15 protein-coding genes are annotated in these 15902 nt (G+C 63.2%); 8 read left to right on the forward strand and 7 right to left on the reverse strand.

All coding sequences use genetic code 11. The features are described 5' to 3' along the window. The first annotated feature begins 9 nt into the window (after positions 1-9). The 8 genes from AC0L16_RS17675 (at position 10) to AC0L16_RS17710 (ending at position 7441) form a co-directional block, all read left to right on the forward strand. The gene (locus AC0L16_RS17675) at positions 10-1074 is read left to right on the forward strand and encodes an ABC transporter ATP-binding protein (RefSeq protein ID WP_473622223.1); all 1065 of its coding nucleotides are present in this window, start codon (positions 10-12) and stop codon (positions 1072-1074) included. Positions 1075-1344: 270 nt separating this feature from the next. After that, positions 1345-1797, forward strand: coding sequence for a hypothetical protein (locus AC0L16_RS17680; protein WP_473622225.1), 453 nt, complete (start codon positions 1345-1347; stop codon positions 1795-1797). Beyond that, positions 1787-2569: a class I SAM-dependent methyltransferase gene (locus AC0L16_RS17685; RefSeq protein WP_473622226.1), complete on the forward strand. Its 783-nt coding sequence runs from the start codon at positions 1787-1789 to the stop codon at positions 2567-2569. Before AC0L16_RS17680 ends, AC0L16_RS17685 begins: the two co-directional genes overlap by 11 nt. 27 nt (positions 2570-2596) lie before the next feature. Further along, a complete protein-coding gene (locus AC0L16_RS17690) occupies positions 2597-3547 on the forward strand; it encodes an NAD-dependent epimerase/dehydratase family protein (RefSeq protein WP_473622227.1) in 951 nt (316 codons plus the stop codon). A gap of 17 nt (positions 3548-3564) precedes the next feature. After that, on the forward strand, positions 3565-4737 hold the full coding sequence (locus tag AC0L16_RS17695) for a glycosyltransferase family 4 protein (protein ID WP_473622229.1): 1173 nt from the start codon (positions 3565-3567) through the stop codon (positions 4735-4737). 186 nt (positions 4738-4923) lie between these two features. Next, entirely contained in the window at positions 4924-5550 is a 627-nt protein-coding gene (locus tag AC0L16_RS17700; protein ID WP_473622324.1) for a cation:proton antiporter domain-containing protein, read from the forward strand. 123 nt (positions 5551-5673) lie between these two features. Next, entirely contained in the window at positions 5674-6588 is a 915-nt protein-coding gene (locus AC0L16_RS17705) for an endonuclease/exonuclease/phosphatase family protein (protein ID WP_473622230.1), read from the forward strand. A 7-nt stretch (positions 6589-6595) separates the two neighbouring features. Continuing rightward, positions 6596-7441, forward strand: a complete 846-nt coding sequence (locus AC0L16_RS17710; RefSeq protein ID WP_473622231.1) for an EamA family transporter — start codon at positions 6596-6598, stop codon at positions 7439-7441. Positions 7442-7469: 28 nt separating this feature from the next. Here the strand turns inward: AC0L16_RS17710 and AC0L16_RS17715 are convergent, their stop codons facing one another. The 7 genes from AC0L16_RS17715 to AC0L16_RS17745 all read right to left on the reverse strand — a co-directional run bounded on the left by AC0L16_RS17715 (position 7470) and on the right by AC0L16_RS17745 (position 15854). Continuing rightward, positions 7470-9128 (reverse strand): GMC family oxidoreductase, encoded by a 1659-nt coding sequence (locus AC0L16_RS17715; RefSeq protein WP_473622233.1) that lies wholly within the window; start codon positions 9126-9128, stop codon positions 7470-7472. Positions 9129-9140: 12 nt separating this feature from the next. After that, positions 9141-9902, reverse strand: coding sequence for a 3-ketoacyl-ACP reductase (locus tag AC0L16_RS17720; protein WP_473622234.1), 762 nt, complete (start codon positions 9900-9902; stop codon positions 9141-9143). Then, positions 9899-11413 carry a GMC oxidoreductase gene (locus tag AC0L16_RS17725; RefSeq protein WP_473622235.1) on the reverse strand — a complete coding sequence of 505 codons (1515 nt, stop codon included), beginning with the start codon at positions 11411-11413 and terminating at the stop codon, positions 9899-9901. The genes AC0L16_RS17720 and AC0L16_RS17725 overlap by 4 nt, the downstream gene beginning before the upstream one ends. A gap of 5 nt (positions 11414-11418) precedes the next feature. Then, positions 11419-12534: an ABC transporter ATP-binding protein gene (locus AC0L16_RS17730; RefSeq protein WP_473622237.1), complete on the reverse strand. Its 1116-nt coding sequence runs from the start codon at positions 12532-12534 to the stop codon at positions 11419-11421. Between the two features lie 4 nt (positions 12535-12538). Continuing rightward, positions 12539-13483 (reverse strand): carbohydrate ABC transporter permease, encoded by a 945-nt coding sequence (locus AC0L16_RS17735; RefSeq protein ID WP_473622238.1) that lies wholly within the window; start codon positions 13481-13483, stop codon positions 12539-12541. Beyond that, the gene (locus AC0L16_RS17740) at positions 13480-14436 is read right to left on the reverse strand and encodes a carbohydrate ABC transporter permease (protein ID WP_473622239.1); all 957 of its coding nucleotides are present in this window, start codon (positions 14434-14436) and stop codon (positions 13480-13482) included. The genes AC0L16_RS17735 and AC0L16_RS17740 overlap by 4 nt, the downstream gene beginning before the upstream one ends. 164 nt (positions 14437-14600) lie before the next feature. Next, positions 14601-15854, reverse strand: a complete 1254-nt coding sequence (locus AC0L16_RS17745; protein WP_473622241.1) for an ABC transporter substrate-binding protein — start codon at positions 15852-15854, stop codon at positions 14601-14603. Between the last annotated feature and the right edge of the window lie 48 nt (positions 15855-15902).

The following is a 15902-nucleotide window of genomic DNA, read 5'->3' on the forward strand; positions in this document are numbered from 1 at the left end:
AAAAAAGCCATGGCCGAGCCATTCCTCTCCATCCAGCAGCTTCGAAAATCCTTCGGCGCCACCACCGTCGTCCAGGACTTCAACCTCGACGTCGAGCCTGGCGAATTCGTCTCGTTCCTCGGGCCGTCGGGCTGCGGCAAGACGACGGTGCTGCGCATGGTCGCCGGCTTTGAGGAGCCGAGCGCCGGCAAGATCGTCGTCGCCGGCAAGGACATCACCCGGCTCAAGCCCAACCAGCGCAATGTCGGCATGGTGTTCCAGGCCTACGCGCTGTTTCCGAACCTGACCGTGGCGCAAAACATCGGCTTCGGGCTGAAGGTCGCGGGCATGCCAAAGGCCGATGCCGACAGGCGCGTTGCCGAGATGCTCGACCTCATCAAGCTGCCGCAGATGGGCGACCGCTATCCCTATCAGCTCTCCGGCGGCCAGCAGCAGCGTATCGCGCTGGCGCGGGCGATTGCGCCGAAGCCGAAGCTCCTGCTGCTCGACGAACCGCTGTCGGCGCTCGACGCCAAGGTGCGCGTATCGCTGCGCGAGGAAATCCGCTCGATCCAGAAGAAGCTCGGCATCACCACCGTCTTCGTCACCCACGACCAGGAAGAGGCGTTGTCGATCTCCGACCGCATCGCCGTCATGTATGGCGGCAAGGCCGAGCAGGTCGGCACGCCGTTCGAGATCTACAACCGGCCGGCGACCAAGTTCGTCGCCAATTTCGTCGGCACGCTGAACGTGCTCGAAGGCACCGTCACCGATGCAGCCTCGGGCAAAGTGCGCGTCAATTCGCAAGAGGTCTCGCTGCAGGGAAAGCTAAACGGCTCCAAGTCCGGCGACACGCTGTCCTTGGCGCTGCGGCCCGAGGCGATTTCGCTCGGCCGCCATCCCGGCCGCGACGCGAGCCTTTCGGGCGAGATCACCGAAGTGCATTTCCTCGGCTCGGTCATCCGGGTTCGGGTCGGCATCGGCGGCAGCACGGTGTCGCTCGACACGTTCAACAGCCCGGCCACCCCGCCGCCCGCCGTCGGCGAAAAGGCCGAGATTTCGTTCTCGTCGGGCGACATGTTGGTGCTGCATTGAGGCAGTTCTGGAAAAACCGTTCCACATTTCCTGGGATCGCCTTTAGGCGATCCGCCAATAGACAGGCGGATTTGCCTCGGCGCGAGCAACAGAACCGGATCTGCTCAGACCCAAGCTTGGTAGTGTGACAATTGTCGATCGGACGAATATACAGAGGTCGCAACGGTGTGATTTCCTGTGCTCCACATTTCGTCAGGGAATGTTGCAAATTGCGGTCAATCTCATGCGTCAAAAGAGACAAGCGGACCGCCAAGGGAAACCCGCTGGGGAGTGAAGATTGATCCTTGGATTGGAATTGTCTGCAGCCGGTTTTGTGACTTGCAGTTTGGGACATTTTGGCTGATGGGCTCCAGCAATTTTCTCGACTCTGAAGACGCTGTGCGCAGGTTGTTGCCTGGTCAGCCGGAACAGGCCGACTTTGCGTACTTCCATCAACTGAAATCGATGCCGGCGCGCCGCTATCATGGAAGTGCCGAGTTGCGCGGCAATTTGCCGAAGCAGCCTGGGCGAGCCTTTGATCTCGGCTTGGGCAATCGAATCCTGTCTCTTGCGTCGGCGGCCGATGGATGGCAGGGCACGGCGGTTGAGCTGGATCCTAGCGCCTTGGCCGGAGGTGGCGCGATTCGGGCGCCCGCCAGAAACACCGGTGCGCCCATTGATGCCGTCGAAGCCGGTCGCCCAGTGTCGTTCATTTGTGAGAAGGAAGATCGTGATGTCGGCTAAAGGGGTCGAAGAAGCGCGGCCGATAACCGTCACTGATACCGCGGCTGACATCTACTCGGACAGTCAGTACCTTGCCAACAATCCTGACTGGCATCTGGCCGATACAGCCTGGAAGGCGCGCGAGATCGCAAACATCCTGGAGCGCAACAATGTTGCCTGGCGCGACGCGGTTGAGGTCGGCTGCGGCAGCGGCGGCATCGTCGGCGAATTGGCCGCGAAATATCCGGGCAGACCTATTCATGGATACGATATTTCCGAAGACGCAGCAAAACTCTGGCCGCTGCAAAAGGCGGCTGGCGCGATCTTCCACCACGAGGATTTTCTGGCGACCAAGTCAGTGCATGACCTTGTCATGCTGATCGACGTCTTCGAACATGTTGAAGACTATATGGGCTTTTTGCGGGCACTGCGCCCGCACGGCCGCTATCACGTTTTTCATATCCCTTTGGACCTTCACGTTCAGGGACTGGTTCGGCGAGCTTACATGCACGCACGTCAGAAGGTGGGGCATCTCCATTATTTCACGCGCGAGACCGCGCTTGCGACGCTTGAGGACACGGGTTACACGGTGGTCGATTGGCACTTTACCGATGTGGCGGGCGAGGCTAACCTTTCCACGAGGGCTCTGCGCACCAAATTGCTCAACCCAGTGCGCAAACTGATAGGCAGCGTTGCCCCCGCTACCTGCGCGCTGTTGCTGGGCGGCTTTTCCCTCATGGTGCTCTGCCGGCCGCGCGATGATCCGTCCGCCCCGGCTGCCATGCCCTTGTGAACTTCAGATAGCCAGAGAGAAATCCTGATGACGAATCCCCAACGCGTCCTCGTTACGGGCGGAGCTGGTTTCATAGGCTGGCGGTGCGCGCGAAATTTCGCCAAGGACGGCGCTCGGGTGTTGATCGCCGATAATCTTACGGTCGGCATGCCGATGCCTGACATTGAGGGATGCGAGACGCGGGAGATCGACATCCGCGACAAGAGTGGGATGGTGGAGTTGGTTGAGGGTTTCAAGCCCGACACCATCATCCACCTGGCAGCTATTCACCACATTCCGACCTGCGAACGACAGCGCGCCTTTGCGTTGGACGTGAACGTGGTCGGCACCGAAATCGTCCTCGATGCTGCTGAAAAGGCTGGTGTCGGAACGGTCGTGCTGGCGTCCAGCGGCGCGGTGTACGACTGGGTCGATGCCCCGCTCGACGAGGATGCGACCAGGACCTGGCCTTGCGACAACTATGCTCTGTCCAAGCTGACCAATGAAAGCCAGCTTCGTTTCTGGGCCGACAGGACCGGCGGGAGGGGGCGTGTGGCGCGCATCTTCAACACCATCGGCCATGACGACCCCAATGCGCATCTCATTCCCGATATTCTCAACCAGCTCTACAATGCCAAGGGCCGGGCCAGGATCGCATTGGGCAATCTGAAACCACGGCGCGACTACATCCATGCGGAGGATACCGCTGCCGGGGTGGCGGCGTTGGTCGGCGACACCGGTGAGGCGAGTTTCGATGTCATGAATATCGGTTCCGGCAGGGACGCATCGGTGGAGGAGCTTGTTCGCCTGATCGGAGCGGCGATGAAGGTCGATATCGAGATCGTCGAGGACAAGGCGCGCTTACGCAGGGTCGACCGCGCAACGCAACTGGCCAAGGTGGACAAGATCGGAAATCGAGTTGGCTGGTCCGCCAAGATCGAACTTCCTGCCGCCGTGGCCGATATCGTGCGCGGGTTTCCTTTCAAAAAAGCAGGCTGAGGCATCGAGGGGCGAAGATGATCACGGCAGGCTTCACGCTCATCGGCCGAGGCAACTGGTCAGGTGGGGAAACCTACCTGCGCAACATGCTCGGCGTTATTTCCAGCGAATTGGCCGGGAAGTTGCAGGCCAAGCTGTTCTTGACTCCGGCGCAGGCAGAAAAGATCGGCACATCGATGGATGCTTTCCTGGCCGCGCCGCCAATCGTCGATGCGAAGGTTGCTGATTTTGGCCGCGGCCGCAACGCCATCCGGGCGCTGGCCAGCGGCAGCGACGCCGATGCGGCACGGATACTAAGCCGCGAAGGCGTCGACGTGGTCTTCGAGCCGGCGCAGTTCTACGGCAACCGCTTTCCGATTTCTGTTGTGTCGTGGATTCCTGACTTCCAGCACCGACACTTACCGCACCTGTTCTCGCGCTCCATGTGGTGGCGTCGCGATTTGGGATACCGTCTGCAGACGTCCGGCAAACGCATCATCCTGTTGTCAAGCGATGACGCCAGGCGGGACTGCGAGACGTATTATCCCGCAGCACGCGGTAAGACGGCAGTCGTTCGGTTCGCGATCGATCTCGATCCGGCCCCGCATATAGCAAGGCAGGCGGAGGTGATCGCACGGTATGAACTGCCGCAGCGTTATTTCTACCTGCCGAACCAGTTCTGGTCGCACAAGAACCATGGGCTTGTGATCAAAGCATTGGCGCACATATCGGCAAATGGCGGGCTTGATAAGGTTGCCCCCGTGATCTTGACGGGGCGAACCGAAGACCCGCGCAATCCCCGACATTTCGACCAGTTGCTGGCTAGTGCCAGCGAGGCCGGCGTGTCGGGTCATTTCCGTCATCTGGGCCTTGTGCCTTACGAGGATGTGTTCGGCCTCAACGCTGCTTCCGATGCCCTCATCAATCCTTCGCTGTTCGAGGGCTGGTCAACCACGGTCGAGGAGGCCAAAGCGCTCGGCACAAGGATGCTCCTCTCGGATATCAGCCTTCATCGGGAGCAGGCGCTAAACGCGACGTTCTTTCCGGCCGACGATGCCGCCGCGTTAGCGTCCGCCATGGTCACCATGTCCCAGGGACCGGCGCGAACGCATGAAAAGGCCGAAAAGCTTCGTGCCGATCATGCCGTGCGTCGCCAGATGTATGCGGACGCACTTCTTGGAGCATTCCAGCGCGCCGCCGTAGTTCGCTGACGCCCTCAGTCACGATCGAACCGTCCATGCCCCTGCCGTCGGTCGCTTTTCGCGGTTATAACTGGGCATGGCGCTTTTTGAACTGACCCTTGTTCTTCTCCTGGCCGCGGTCGCACTGACGGCGCTGTCGCGGCGTCTCCAGATTCCTTATCCCTCCTTGCTGGTGCTGGCAGCGAGCTGGCTGTCATCGTCGTCTCGCGCCTCGTCTGGGTGCTGGAATGCGGCGCGATCATGAGGTGGCTTGCCAGCTTCGGCGACGCGGACCGGCAGGCCGAAGCCCCGTCGTTCCGCGGCGGCGTGCTGATCGGCTGGTGCGGCATGCGCGGCCTGGTCACCCTTGCGGCAGCGTTTGCCTTGCCGGCCGACTTTCCCGGCCGCGACCCGATCGTGCTCGCCGCTTTCTCGGTCGTCCTCGGCACCTTGGTTCTGCAAGGCATCAGCCTGAAGCCGCTGCTTCGCCTGCTTCGTCTCGATCCGGACGAAACTGTCGACCGCGAGGTCGCGCAGGCACGCGTCGCCATCATGCAGGCCGCGCTGGACGTGTTGAGCGGCAAGACATCGAATGCCGCGGCCGTGGTCCGCGAGCAATTTGCCGCGCAGCGCGCGATCGCTGAAAACCCGGAGGATGCCCAGGCTGCAACCGAGTACGACAGGTTGCGCCTCTATGCCATCAAGAGCCAGCGTGACGCGCTGGAACAGCTGCGCATCGACGGGACGATCGGCGACGAGGCGTATCATCGCCTGGAGGAGGAAATCGACTGGTCGGAACTGGCCGCTTCGCCGCCCGGACGATTCCAGCCGTTGACGACTTAGAGCGGCGGACATTCAAAATCGATTCGTACCGCCGCTCTATCTTTTTGTTTGAGCATCCGGCTGCACATTGCAGCCGATCAGCCCAACGGCTACTGCTTCCAGGAAATTTGAGCCGGATAAGCAATGAAGCTGGTCAGCTACAACATCCAGTACGGGTTCGGCGGCGACGGCCGCTACGATCTCTCGCGCTGCGCCAAGATCGTCGCCGGCGCCGACATCATCGCCTTGCAGGAGGTGGAACGGCACTGGCTGCGCAGCAACGAAGACGACCAGCCGGAACTTCTTTCGCGACTGCTGCCAAAATACTATTGGGTTTATGGACCGGCCTTTGACTTGGACGCCAGCGAGCGACGTGACGGCCGCATCGTCAACCGGCGGCGGCAATTCGGCACCATGCTCCTGTCGAAGCTGCCGATCGCCTGGTCGCGCCTGCACACGCTGCCGCTGCGCCGCACCGTGCGTCCGCTCAACACCCGCAACGCAGCGCTGGAATGCATGATCCACACCCCTGCCGGTCCGGTGCGGGTGCTGTCGCTGCATCTGGCGCATATCGCCGCCGAAGAGCGGCTGGAGCAGATCGACTATCTGCTCGCCGAGCATCGCCGGGCGCCGTCCGATGGCGGCCCGTGGAGCGGCGCCGACGATGAGCCCGTGCGCAACTGGAGCAATGGCGAGCCGGAGCCGGAAAACCCGCTGGCGGCGATCTGGATGGGCGATTTCAACATGGAGCCGGGCAGCGCCGAGTACCGACGCATCGTCGGCAGCACGCCCTATCATCGCGGTGCCGCCTATCTCGACGGTTTCGTCGATGCTGCCGCCGTCGCCAGCGAACCGACGGCGGATTTCCATACCCATGTGAAGACCATCGACGGCAGGCTGGCAAAGCGACGGCTCGACCACTGCTTCGTCGGCGGCATGTTGGCGGGACGGGTGCGCTCGGTCAGCGCCGAGATCGACGAAATCGCCTCGGACCATTTTCCGCTGCGGGTCGACATCGACCTGGAAACGCCGTTCGCGACGGGGGCCGAAGGCGGATGAGCCGCAGATGACCTTGTTCGTCTTCTTCGCGGTGCTTGCCGCCGCCGCCATGCACGCGATCTGGAACGCGCTGGTCAAGGTTCATCTCGACCGCTTTTTGTCGATCACGCTGATGACGCTCGGCATGGGCGCCGTGGCGCTTCTGGCGCTGCCTTTCGTCGAGGTGCCGAGGGCGGAAGTGTGGCCGTACATCATCGCCTCGGTGATCTTCCACATGGGCTACAGGACGTTCCTGATCGGCGCCTACAGGGCCGGCGATTTCGCCCAGACCTATCCGTTGGCGCGCGGCACCGCGCCGCTGCTTGCCGCACTTGGCGGCATCGTGGTGGTCGCCGAAGTTCCGGCGCCGCTCGCCATCGTGGGCATTGTTCTCTTGTCGGCCGGGACGCTGGTGCTGTCGTTTCGCGGCGGCGCGCATCTGGAAAGGCTGAACCTGCGCGCCGTCGGCTTTGCGCTTGGCACCTCGATCTTCATCGCCGGCTATACGCTGTCCGACGGCCGCGGCGCGCGGCTGGCCGCGACGGCGTCCAGCTATGCCGCATGGCTGTTCGTCTGCGATGCGCTGTGGGCGCTGGTGCTGTGCCTGATATTCCGCGGATCGAAGGCTTTGCCGGTGCTGGCGCGCGACTGGAAGGCGGGCGTGTACACCGGCGTGCTCAGCGGCGCCGCCTACTGGATCGTGATGTGGGCGATGACCAAGGCGCCGATCGCCTCGGTCGCGGCGCTGCGCGAAACCTCGATCCTGTTCGCCATGATGATCTCGGTGTTTGCGCTCGGCGAGAAGATGACCACCTGGCGCGGTGCCGCCGTGCTCAGCATTGTTGCCGGCGTCGTCGCGCTGAGGCTCGGATAGCGCTGGGGATCATGCGCAAGTCAAAGTGCTACAGCGTCCTTTGCACGTCCATAGGATGCGTGGCGCTGTAGTTGCCTGAGAATACGGCCGGCGGCAGCGGGTCGCGGCCAAGGATCAGATCGGCGCCTTTTTCGCCGACCATGATGGTTGGCGCGTTGGTATTGGAGGAGGGGATGCGCGGCATCACCGAGGCGTCGCAGACGCGCAAGCCCTCGATACCGCGCAGCCTGAGATCCGGCGTCACCACGCTCATCGCATCATGACCCATGCGGCAGGTGCCGACAGGGTGGTGGTCGGTCTTGGAACTGCGGCAGGCATAGTCGAACAGCTCGTCGTCGCTGGTGAGTACCGGTCCCGGCTGCACCTCGCGCAGCACGTAGGCAGCAAGCGCCTTCTGCCGCATGATCTCGCGCGCCAGCCTGAGCCCCTTGATCGACACGTCACGATCGTAGGGGTCGGACCAGTAATTCGGATCGATCAGTGGATGGTCGGCCGGATCGGCGCTGTTCAGCCGCACCGTGCCGCGCGAATGCGGGCGCAGGAAGGCCGAGTTCAGCGTCACGCCCGGATTTTTCAGTTTTTCGACACCGGCCTCGATGCCGGAGCCGAGGCCGAGATGCAGCTGGATGTCGGGCGAGGCGGCGGTCGGGTCGGCGTACCAGAAGCCGCCGGTCTCGAACAGGCTGGAGGCAACCGGGCCTTTTTTCAACAGCAGGTACTGTAGGCCGGCCCACACCGTCCGGTGCAGCTTGGCATAGTTGTCGTAGGTGTGGTCGCCGGTGCATTCGGCAATGACGAACAGGTCGAGATGGTCCTGCAGGTTGGAACCGACCCCGGGCAGGTCGTGGACCGGCATCACGCCGACCGACTTCAGGTGGTCGGCCGGGCCGATGCCCGATTGCATCAGCAGCTTCGGCGAGCCGATGGCGCCGGACGAGACGATCACTTCGCGCTCGGCACGCAGGGTCGTCGGCTGGCCGTCCGGCCTGTCGACGATTTCGACACCCACGGCGCGGCCTTTCTCGACGACGATGCGCGTCACCAGCACGCCGGTCCTGACGGTCAGGTTCTTGCGCTCGCGGATCGGCCTGAGATAGGCGACCGAGGCGGAGGAGCGTCTCGCGTCCTTCTGCGTCAATTGGTAATAACCGACGCCTTCCTGGGCTATCCCGTTGAAGTCCGGATTGAAGGGAATGCCCATCTCCTGTCCGGCGCGGAAATAGGCTTCGCAGATCGGCAGCGGCGCAATCGGGTTCGACACACCGAGCGGACCCTGGTCGCCGTGAAAATCATTGGCGTAGCGCTGGTTGTTCTCGGCCCGCTTGAAATAGGGCAGCACGTCGCGATAGCCCCAGCCGGCAAGGCCCTCTTCCTTCTCCCAGGCGTCGTAATCGCGGGCATTGCCGCGTGTATAGATCTGGGCGTTGATGGAGGAGCCGCCGCCGATCACCTTGGCCTGTGTGTACCGGAAGACGCGGTCCTTCATGTGCTTTTGCGGCACGGTCGACCAGCCCCAGGCGGCGATGCCCTTGGTCATCTTGGCGAAGCCGGCCGGCATGTGGATCAGCGGGTGCCAGTCCCTGCCGCCGGCCTCGAGCAGCAGCACCCGATGCGACGGATCTTCGCTCAGCCGGTTGGCCAGCACGCAGCCGGCCGGGCCGGCGCCGGCGATGATGTAGTCGGTCATGGCGTCACCTGTTCACAGCCTCGGCACCGACAGCGCACCGTCGACATTGATGATCGAGCCGGTCGAAAAACCGAGCTTGCCGCCGGCGAGTGTCGCCACCGCGGCGCCGACGTCGCCCGCTTCGCCCCAGCGCTTCGCCGGCACCAGCCCGCCGTCGATCAGCGCGTCGTATCTGGCGGTGACGCCTGATGTCATGTCGGTGCGGACGATGCCCGGCCGCACCTCGAACACACCGATATTTTCGGGAGCAAGCCGCAGCGCCAGGGTCTTTACCCACATCGACAGCCCGGCCTTGGAGATGCAATAGTCGGCGCGCTCGGGCGAGGCCATTTCGGCGCTGACCGAGGTGATGGTGATGATCGATTTTGGGTGATCATCAGGCGCAGCAAGCATCGCCCTGGCAACCGCCTGGCTGAGGAACATCGTGCCGCGCAGATTGATGGCAAGGATACGGTCGAAATTTTCCGGTTTCAATTCCAGCAGGTCGCCGCGTACCACAGCGCCGATGCCGGCATTGTTGACCAGGCAGTCGATGCGGCCGAAGGCGCTTGTCGCGGCATCGACCAGTGCTGCATGGCGGTCGAGATCGGCGATGTCGCCGCAATGGTAGGCGAAATTCGCGCCGCGGGCGGCGATGTCAGCGGCAAGCCCGCCGCCGGCTTTTTCGGCAAGGTCCACGACAAGGATATCGAAGCCCGCATCGGCCAGCGCTTCGGCGCAAGCGAGGCCGATGCCGCGCGCGCCGCCGGTAACGATGGCTGCCGGGCGGCTCATGCGACAAGGTCCGTCTTGCGGATGTGGTCGGCGACGCGCAGCGCCTGCGCGGCGATCGACAGCGCCGGATTGACCGCGGCCGAGTTCGGCAGGAAGCTAGCGTCGACGACAAACAGGTTATGGTGGTCGAACGACCGGCAGAACGGGTCGAGCGGCGAGGTCGCCGGATCGTCGCCCATCTTGACCGTGCCGCACTGGTGCGACGGCGTGCGCTTGTCGAAAGGCCGCGACAGGACGATCGGATAGCCGCAGGCGCGGAAATTCTCGCGCATCATCTTGGTCAGCCCGTCGAGCGACTGCATGTTGGAGCGCCGCCACTGCATGACGATATCCTTGCCGTCGACCATGATGCGGCTTTCGGGGTCGGGCAGGTCCTCGCACATCAGGTACCAGTCGATGGCGTGGCCGGCCATGAAGTCCAGCGCGAATTTGGGTGCAAGCTTGACGTTGGCCCTCAGGATATGACCGTCGATCTTGCCGAGAAGCTGGACGTTGCCGAGCGGCTTGCCGCCCTTGCCGTCGGATAGATAGTAGTCGTTGAGCATCAGCGTCTTCTGGTAGACGGAGGTGTTCCTGCGGCGCGGATCGATCGCCAGCATGGCGCTCGAATTGTGGTTCATGAAGTTGCGGCCGACCTGGTCGGAGCGGTTGGCAAGGCCCTTGCCGGCTCCCTTGCTGCTGGGGGAGGGCGAGCGCAGCAGAATCACCGCCGAATTGACCGCGCCGGCCGAGAGGATGACCAGCTTCGGCGTCACTTTCTTCAGCGTGCCATTCTGGCGATAGTGAACGGCGGCGATCGTCGTGGCATCCGACGAGGCTTCGAAGTATTCGACATGGGCGCCGGTCTCGAGCCTGATGTTCCGGTCGGAGAGTGCTGTCACCAGGGGCCCCGATTGGGCGTCGACCTTGCCGGTCCCGGTGTTGGGAAACGCGTCCCAGCCTGTCTTGCCGTCCTTGAGCCAGGCATCGATGTCGACGCCGAGCGGCAGCGATGCCGGGTGCAGGCCGAGGCCCATGAGTTCGGCGCGGGCGCGGGCGATCGGCGGCTCGTCCGGCACCGGCCCGAAGGCATAGGGGATCGAATGGAACGGTTCGGTCGGGTCTTCGCCGAGTGCGCCGCGCACGCGAAAAAGCTGCTCGGCCCGGGAGTACCACGGCTCGAACTCCTCATAGGAGAACGGCCAGGCCGGCGAGACGCCGCCATAGTGCTCCATGACAGAAAAGTCTTGCCTGCGGTAGCGGATCAGCACCGCGCCATAGAATTTCGAATTGCCGCCGACGTAGTAATAGTTGCCCGGGCTGAACGCAGCACCCCCGGCCTCGCGCCACATCTCCTTCGGCCGGTAGTGGCCGTCGACGAAAATGGCGCGCGTGTCGCGCGTGTGCGGCGTCGCCGGCAGCGGTTCGCCGCGCTCCAGCATCAGGATCGAGGCGCCGCTGCCGGCAAGGCCGGAAGCGATCGTGGCGCCGCCGATGCCGGAGCCGATGATGACGATGTCCGGGTTTGTCATGGCTGTCAGCGGATGCGGTTCTCGGTCGCCGGATCGAAGAACACCGCCTTGGTCAGGTTGAAGGCGAGCGGCGTGACCGTGCCCGGCTGGATGTTGGCGTCGGCGCGCAGACGCGCCACCACCGCCTTGCCGCCCAGGTTGGTGACCGCGAAGGTGTCGGACCCCGCCGGTTCCACGACCTCGATGTGACAGTCGGCGGTGGCGATGTTTGATGCGTTGCGTTCGGCGCCTTCGGGATCGGTCAGGGCCTCGGGGCGGACGCCAAAAATGATCGGCCTGTCGTGGAATGCCGACAGGCCCGTCGGCGCATCGGCCAGCGGCAGCGAGATCGGCTCGCGCGCCTCGCGCTGCAGCACTACGGACAATGCATTGCCATTGCCGCCGATCGTCGCCGGGATCAGGTTCATCGCCGGCGAGCCCATGAAGTCGGCAACAAACAGGTTGGTCGGATTGTTATAGATTTCGGCAGGCGTGCCGAATTGCTGCACCTCGCCGTCGCGCATCACCGCGATCTTGGTGGCCAGCGTCATCGCCTCGATCTGGTCGTGGGTGACGTAGACGATCGTCGTACCGGTGGTCGCATGCAGGCGCTTGATCTCGATGCGCATGTCGACGCGCAGCTTGGCGTCGAGATTGGAGAGCGGCTCGTCGAAGAGAAAGAGCTTGGGGTCGCGCACCAGCGCCCGGCCCATGGCGACGCGCTGGCGCTGGCCGCCGGAAAGCTGGCTCGGCTTGCGCTGCAGGAGGTGGCCGATCTGCAGCACCTTCGCCACCTTGTCGATCGCCTTCTGGCGCTCCTGGGCCGGCACGCCGCGCATCTCCATGCCGAAGGCAATGTTGCCCGCGACGGTCATATTCGGATAGAGCGCGTAGCTCTGGAACACCATGGCGATGTCGCGCTTCGAGGGGTGGAGATCGTTGATCGTCCGTCCGTCGACACGGATTTCACCTTCGGTGATGGTTTCCAGGCCGGCGATGGTGTTGAGCAAGGTCGACTTGCCGCAGCCGGACGGGCCGACCAGCACCAGGAAGCCGCCCTTTTCGAGATCGAGGTCGATGCCCTTCAGGATCTCGACCGATCCGAACCGCTTCCTCAGCCCATTAATTTCGAGAAAAGCCATTCGATTATCCTTTGACGGCGCCGGCCATCAGGCCGCGCACAAAATAGCGGCCAGCGACCACGTAGACGAGAAGGGTCGGCAGTGCGGCGATCATCGCCGCCGCCATGTTGACGTTGTATTCGACGACGCCGGTCGAGGTGTTGACGACGTTGTTCAGCGCCACGGTCATCGGCATCGCGTCGCCGGTGCCGGCATAGGCCGAGGCGAACAGGAAGTCGTTCCAGATGTTGGTGAACTGGTAGATGACGGTGACGACGAAGATCGGCATCGAATTCGGCAGCATGATGCGCCGGAAAATCTGGAAAAAGCTGGCGCCGTCGACCTGTGCCGCCTTAATCAGTTCGGTCGGGAACGCCTCGTAATAATTGCGGAAGAACAAAGTGGTGAAGCCGAGCCCGTAGACGACGTGGACAAAGACCAGGTTGACCGTCGGATTCCCCAAGCCGAATGAAAATCCCGTGGCGTTTCGCAGCGTCACGCCGAAACGGCCGAGGCTGCCGAGGATCGTCGCCATCGGCAACAGCACCGACTGGAACGGAATGAAGCAGGCAAACAGCATCAGTCCGAAAACCAGCGTGTGGCCGCGGAAGCGCCATTTGGTCAGGACATAGCCGTTGAGCGCGCCGAGCAGCGTCGAGATCAGCACCGCCGGAACCACCATCTTGATGGAGTTCCAGAAATAGCCCTTGATGCCGGCGCAGGTCAGGCCGACGCAGGTCTCGCCCCACGCCTTCAGCCATGGTTCGAAGGTCGGCGCCTGCGGCAGCGCCAGCATATTGCCGTTCTGGATCTCGTCCATCGTCTTGAACGAGGTCACCAGCATGACGAACAGCGGCATCAGGTAGAACAGCGCGAACAGCGCCAGCAGGCCGTAGATGACGATACGGTTGACGGTCCTGGCGCTGACGCCGCCAGTGCTCTGGCGAGCGGGCGTGGCAATGACGCTCATCGCGGCCGCTCCCTGAGCTCGGAATAGAGATAGGGCACGATGATCGCGGTGATGGTCATCAGCATGATCACCGCGCTGGCCGAGCCGACGGCCATTTCGTTGCGCTTGAAAGTGTACTCATACATGAAGTTCGACGGCAGCCAGGCCGAGCCGCCCGGCCCGCCGCTGGTCAGCGCTACGACCAGATCGTAGGACTTGATGGCGAGGTGCGCGAGCACGATGAAGGCCGACAGGAAGATGGGCCGCAGCAGCGGGATGACGATCCGCCGATAGAGCTGGAAGGTGGTGGCGCCGTCGATCTGCGCCGCCTTCATGATCTCGCCGTCGATACCGCGCAGGCCGGCCAGGAACATTGCCATGATGAAGCCCGAGGCCTGCCAGACGCCGGCGATCACCACCGTATAGATGACGAAATCCTTGTTCTTGATCCAGTCGAAATGGAAGCTCGTCCAGCCCCACTGGTGCAGCGTCTGCTCGAGGCCAAGGCCGGGATCGAGGAACCATTTCCAGGCGACGCCGGTGACGATGAAGGACAGCGCCATCGGGTAGAGATAGATCGGCCGCAACACGCCTTCGCCGCGGATCTTCTGGTCGAGCAGGATGGCCAGGAACAGGCCGAGCGCCAGGCAGATGAAGATGTAGAGAAAGCCGAAAATGCCCATATTGGTGATCGAGGTGTACCAGCTCGACGGCGGGTCGCTCTCGAAGGTCCAGCGCCACAGCCGCTGATAGGCGCGCGCCCCGGTGAGCGTATAGGACGGGAAGGTCTTGGAGTTGGTGAAGGACAGATAGACCGTCCATAGGATGAAGCCGTAGACGAAGACGATGGTGATCGCAAAGCTTGGCGCCAGCACGATCTTCGGCAGCGCGTCCTGCAGGCGCGAACGCATGGAGACATCCGGGCGGGCGCCATGCTCCGGCGTCAGCTTGATCTGGGTCGTGACCGTAGTCATGGGCTCCTCCCTTTCGGGTCCCTTCACCGCCAGGCGGAGAAGGATAGCCCCGTCGAGACGGGGCGTGTTGGTTGATCGCCGGCGCCATTCCGACCAGAGGCAGACCATCCTGGCCCGGTGGAACCTTCCCCACAGGAGCGGGGAAGGTCCTTCCATGCCTGGTTCTACTTGGCGTCTTCGATCGCGTTGACCAATTGGGTCACGGCCTCGTCCGAGGTCTTGATCTGGCCGTGGACGAATTTCGAGACGACGTCCTTGTAGGCATTGGCGACGGCCGGCGGCGCGCCATAGCCTTGCGCCAGCGAACCGAACAGCGTGCCGCCTTCGCTGGCGGCCTTCAGGTCGGCCATCCCTTTTTTGCCGCAAGCGTCGAAGTCGGTATCGGGCACGTCGGTGCGGGCCGGGACCGAGCCCTTGACGATGTTGAAGGCCGACTGGAAGCTCTTCGACAAAGTTGCGGTGGCTAAGGCGACCTGGGCGGCCTTGCGGTCCTCCGGAACGTCGAACATGCCGAACATGTCGGAGTTGTAGACCACGCTGCCGTCGGTGCCCGGGAAGCGATAGCACAGGAAGTCGGTGCCCGGGGTCTTCTTGGCTGCGTTGAATTCGCCCTTGGCCCAGTCGCCCATCACCTGCACGAGCGCATCGCCCTTGATGACCATGGCGGTAGCAAGGTTCCAGTCGCGGCCGGAGAAGTTCGGGTCGACATAGGTGACGAGCTTGGCGAGGTTGTCGAACGACTTCTTCATCGTGTCGGACTTCAGCTGCTCCTCGTCGAGGTCGTTGAAGGCCTTCTTGTAGAACTCAGGGCCGCCGGTCGACAGCACGACCGAATCGAACATGGTGGCTTCCTGCCAGTTCTGGCCGCCGAGCGCGAGCGGGATGACGCCCGCCGCCTTGGCCTTGTCGAGCAGCGCGATGAAGTCGTCGAAGGTCTTGGGCTCGGTGCCGCCGATCTTGTCCATCACCGCCTTGTTGATCCACAGCCAGTTGACCGAGTGGACGTTGACCGGAGCCGCGACCCACTTGCCGTCATAGACCGAGAATTTCTGCAGGGCGGCCGGAACGGACTTGTCCCAGCCTTCCCTAACCGCCGTCTCGGTCAAGTCGCCCATCACGCCGGCCGCGGCATAATCGAGCACGGTATAGCCGAGCATCTGCGAGGCGGTCGGGTAGTTGCCGGCCGCGACCATCGCCTTCAGCGCGGTCATGGCGGCGTCGCCGCCGCCGCCGGCCACGGGCACGTCCTTCCAGGCAAAGCCTTGCTTGGCCAGATCCTCCTTGAGCACGTTCAAGGCAGCCGCTTCGCCGCCAGACGTCCACCAATGCAACATCTCGACTTCCTTGACGTCCTGGGCATGGGCCGCGAACGCAAGACCCGAGCCGAGAGCCGTCCCGATAAGCAATTTGCGCAACATGTACTTCCTCCCTTGTTGCAGCTACACGACCGGCGGATGTCCGCCGGG

Source organism: Mesorhizobium sp. WSM4848 (assembly GCF_055811375.1).

Excerpts from the sequence above, each read along its gene's own strand:
- AC0L16_RS17705 (WP_473622230.1), top strand. The coding sequence starts at position 5,674 with ATGAAGCTGGTCAGCTACAACATCCAGTACGGGTTCGGCGGCGACGGC.
- AC0L16_RS17690 (WP_473622227.1), top strand. The coding sequence starts at position 2,597 with ATGACGAATCCCCAACGCGTCCTCGTTACGGGCGGAGCTGGTTTCATA.
- AC0L16_RS17745 (WP_473622241.1), bottom strand. The coding sequence starts at position 15,854 with ATGTTGCGCAAATTGCTTATCGGGACGGCTCTCGGCTCGGGTCTTGCG.
- AC0L16_RS17715 (WP_473622233.1), bottom strand. The coding sequence starts at position 9,128 with ATGACCGACTACATCATCGCCGGCGCCGGCCCGGCCGGCTGCGTGCTG.
- AC0L16_RS17710 (WP_473622231.1), top strand. The coding sequence starts at position 6,596 with ATGACCTTGTTCGTCTTCTTCGCGGTGCTTGCCGCCGCCGCCATGCAC.
- AC0L16_RS17685 (WP_473622226.1), top strand. The coding sequence starts at position 1,787 with ATGTCGGCTAAAGGGGTCGAAGAAGCGCGGCCGATAACCGTCACTGAT.
- AC0L16_RS17695 (WP_473622229.1), top strand. The coding sequence starts at position 3,565 with ATGATCACGGCAGGCTTCACGCTCATCGGCCGAGGCAACTGGTCAGGT.
- AC0L16_RS17730 (WP_473622237.1), bottom strand. The coding sequence starts at position 12,534 with ATGGCTTTTCTCGAAATTAATGGGCTGAGGAAGCGGTTCGGATCGGTC.
- AC0L16_RS17740 (WP_473622239.1), bottom strand. The coding sequence starts at position 14,436 with ATGACTACGGTCACGACCCAGATCAAGCTGACGCCGGAGCATGGCGCC.
- AC0L16_RS17675 (WP_473622223.1), top strand. The coding sequence starts at position 10 with ATGGCCGAGCCATTCCTCTCCATCCAGCAGCTTCGAAAATCCTTCGGC.
- AC0L16_RS17725 (WP_473622235.1), bottom strand. The coding sequence starts at position 11,413 with ATGACAAACCCGGACATCGTCATCATCGGCTCCGGCATCGGCGGCGCC.
- AC0L16_RS17720 (WP_473622234.1), bottom strand. The coding sequence starts at position 9,902 with ATGAGCCGCCCGGCAGCCATCGTTACCGGCGGCGCGCGCGGCATCGGC.
- AC0L16_RS17735 (WP_473622238.1), bottom strand. The coding sequence starts at position 13,483 with ATGAGCGTCATTGCCACGCCCGCTCGCCAGAGCACTGGCGGCGTCAGC.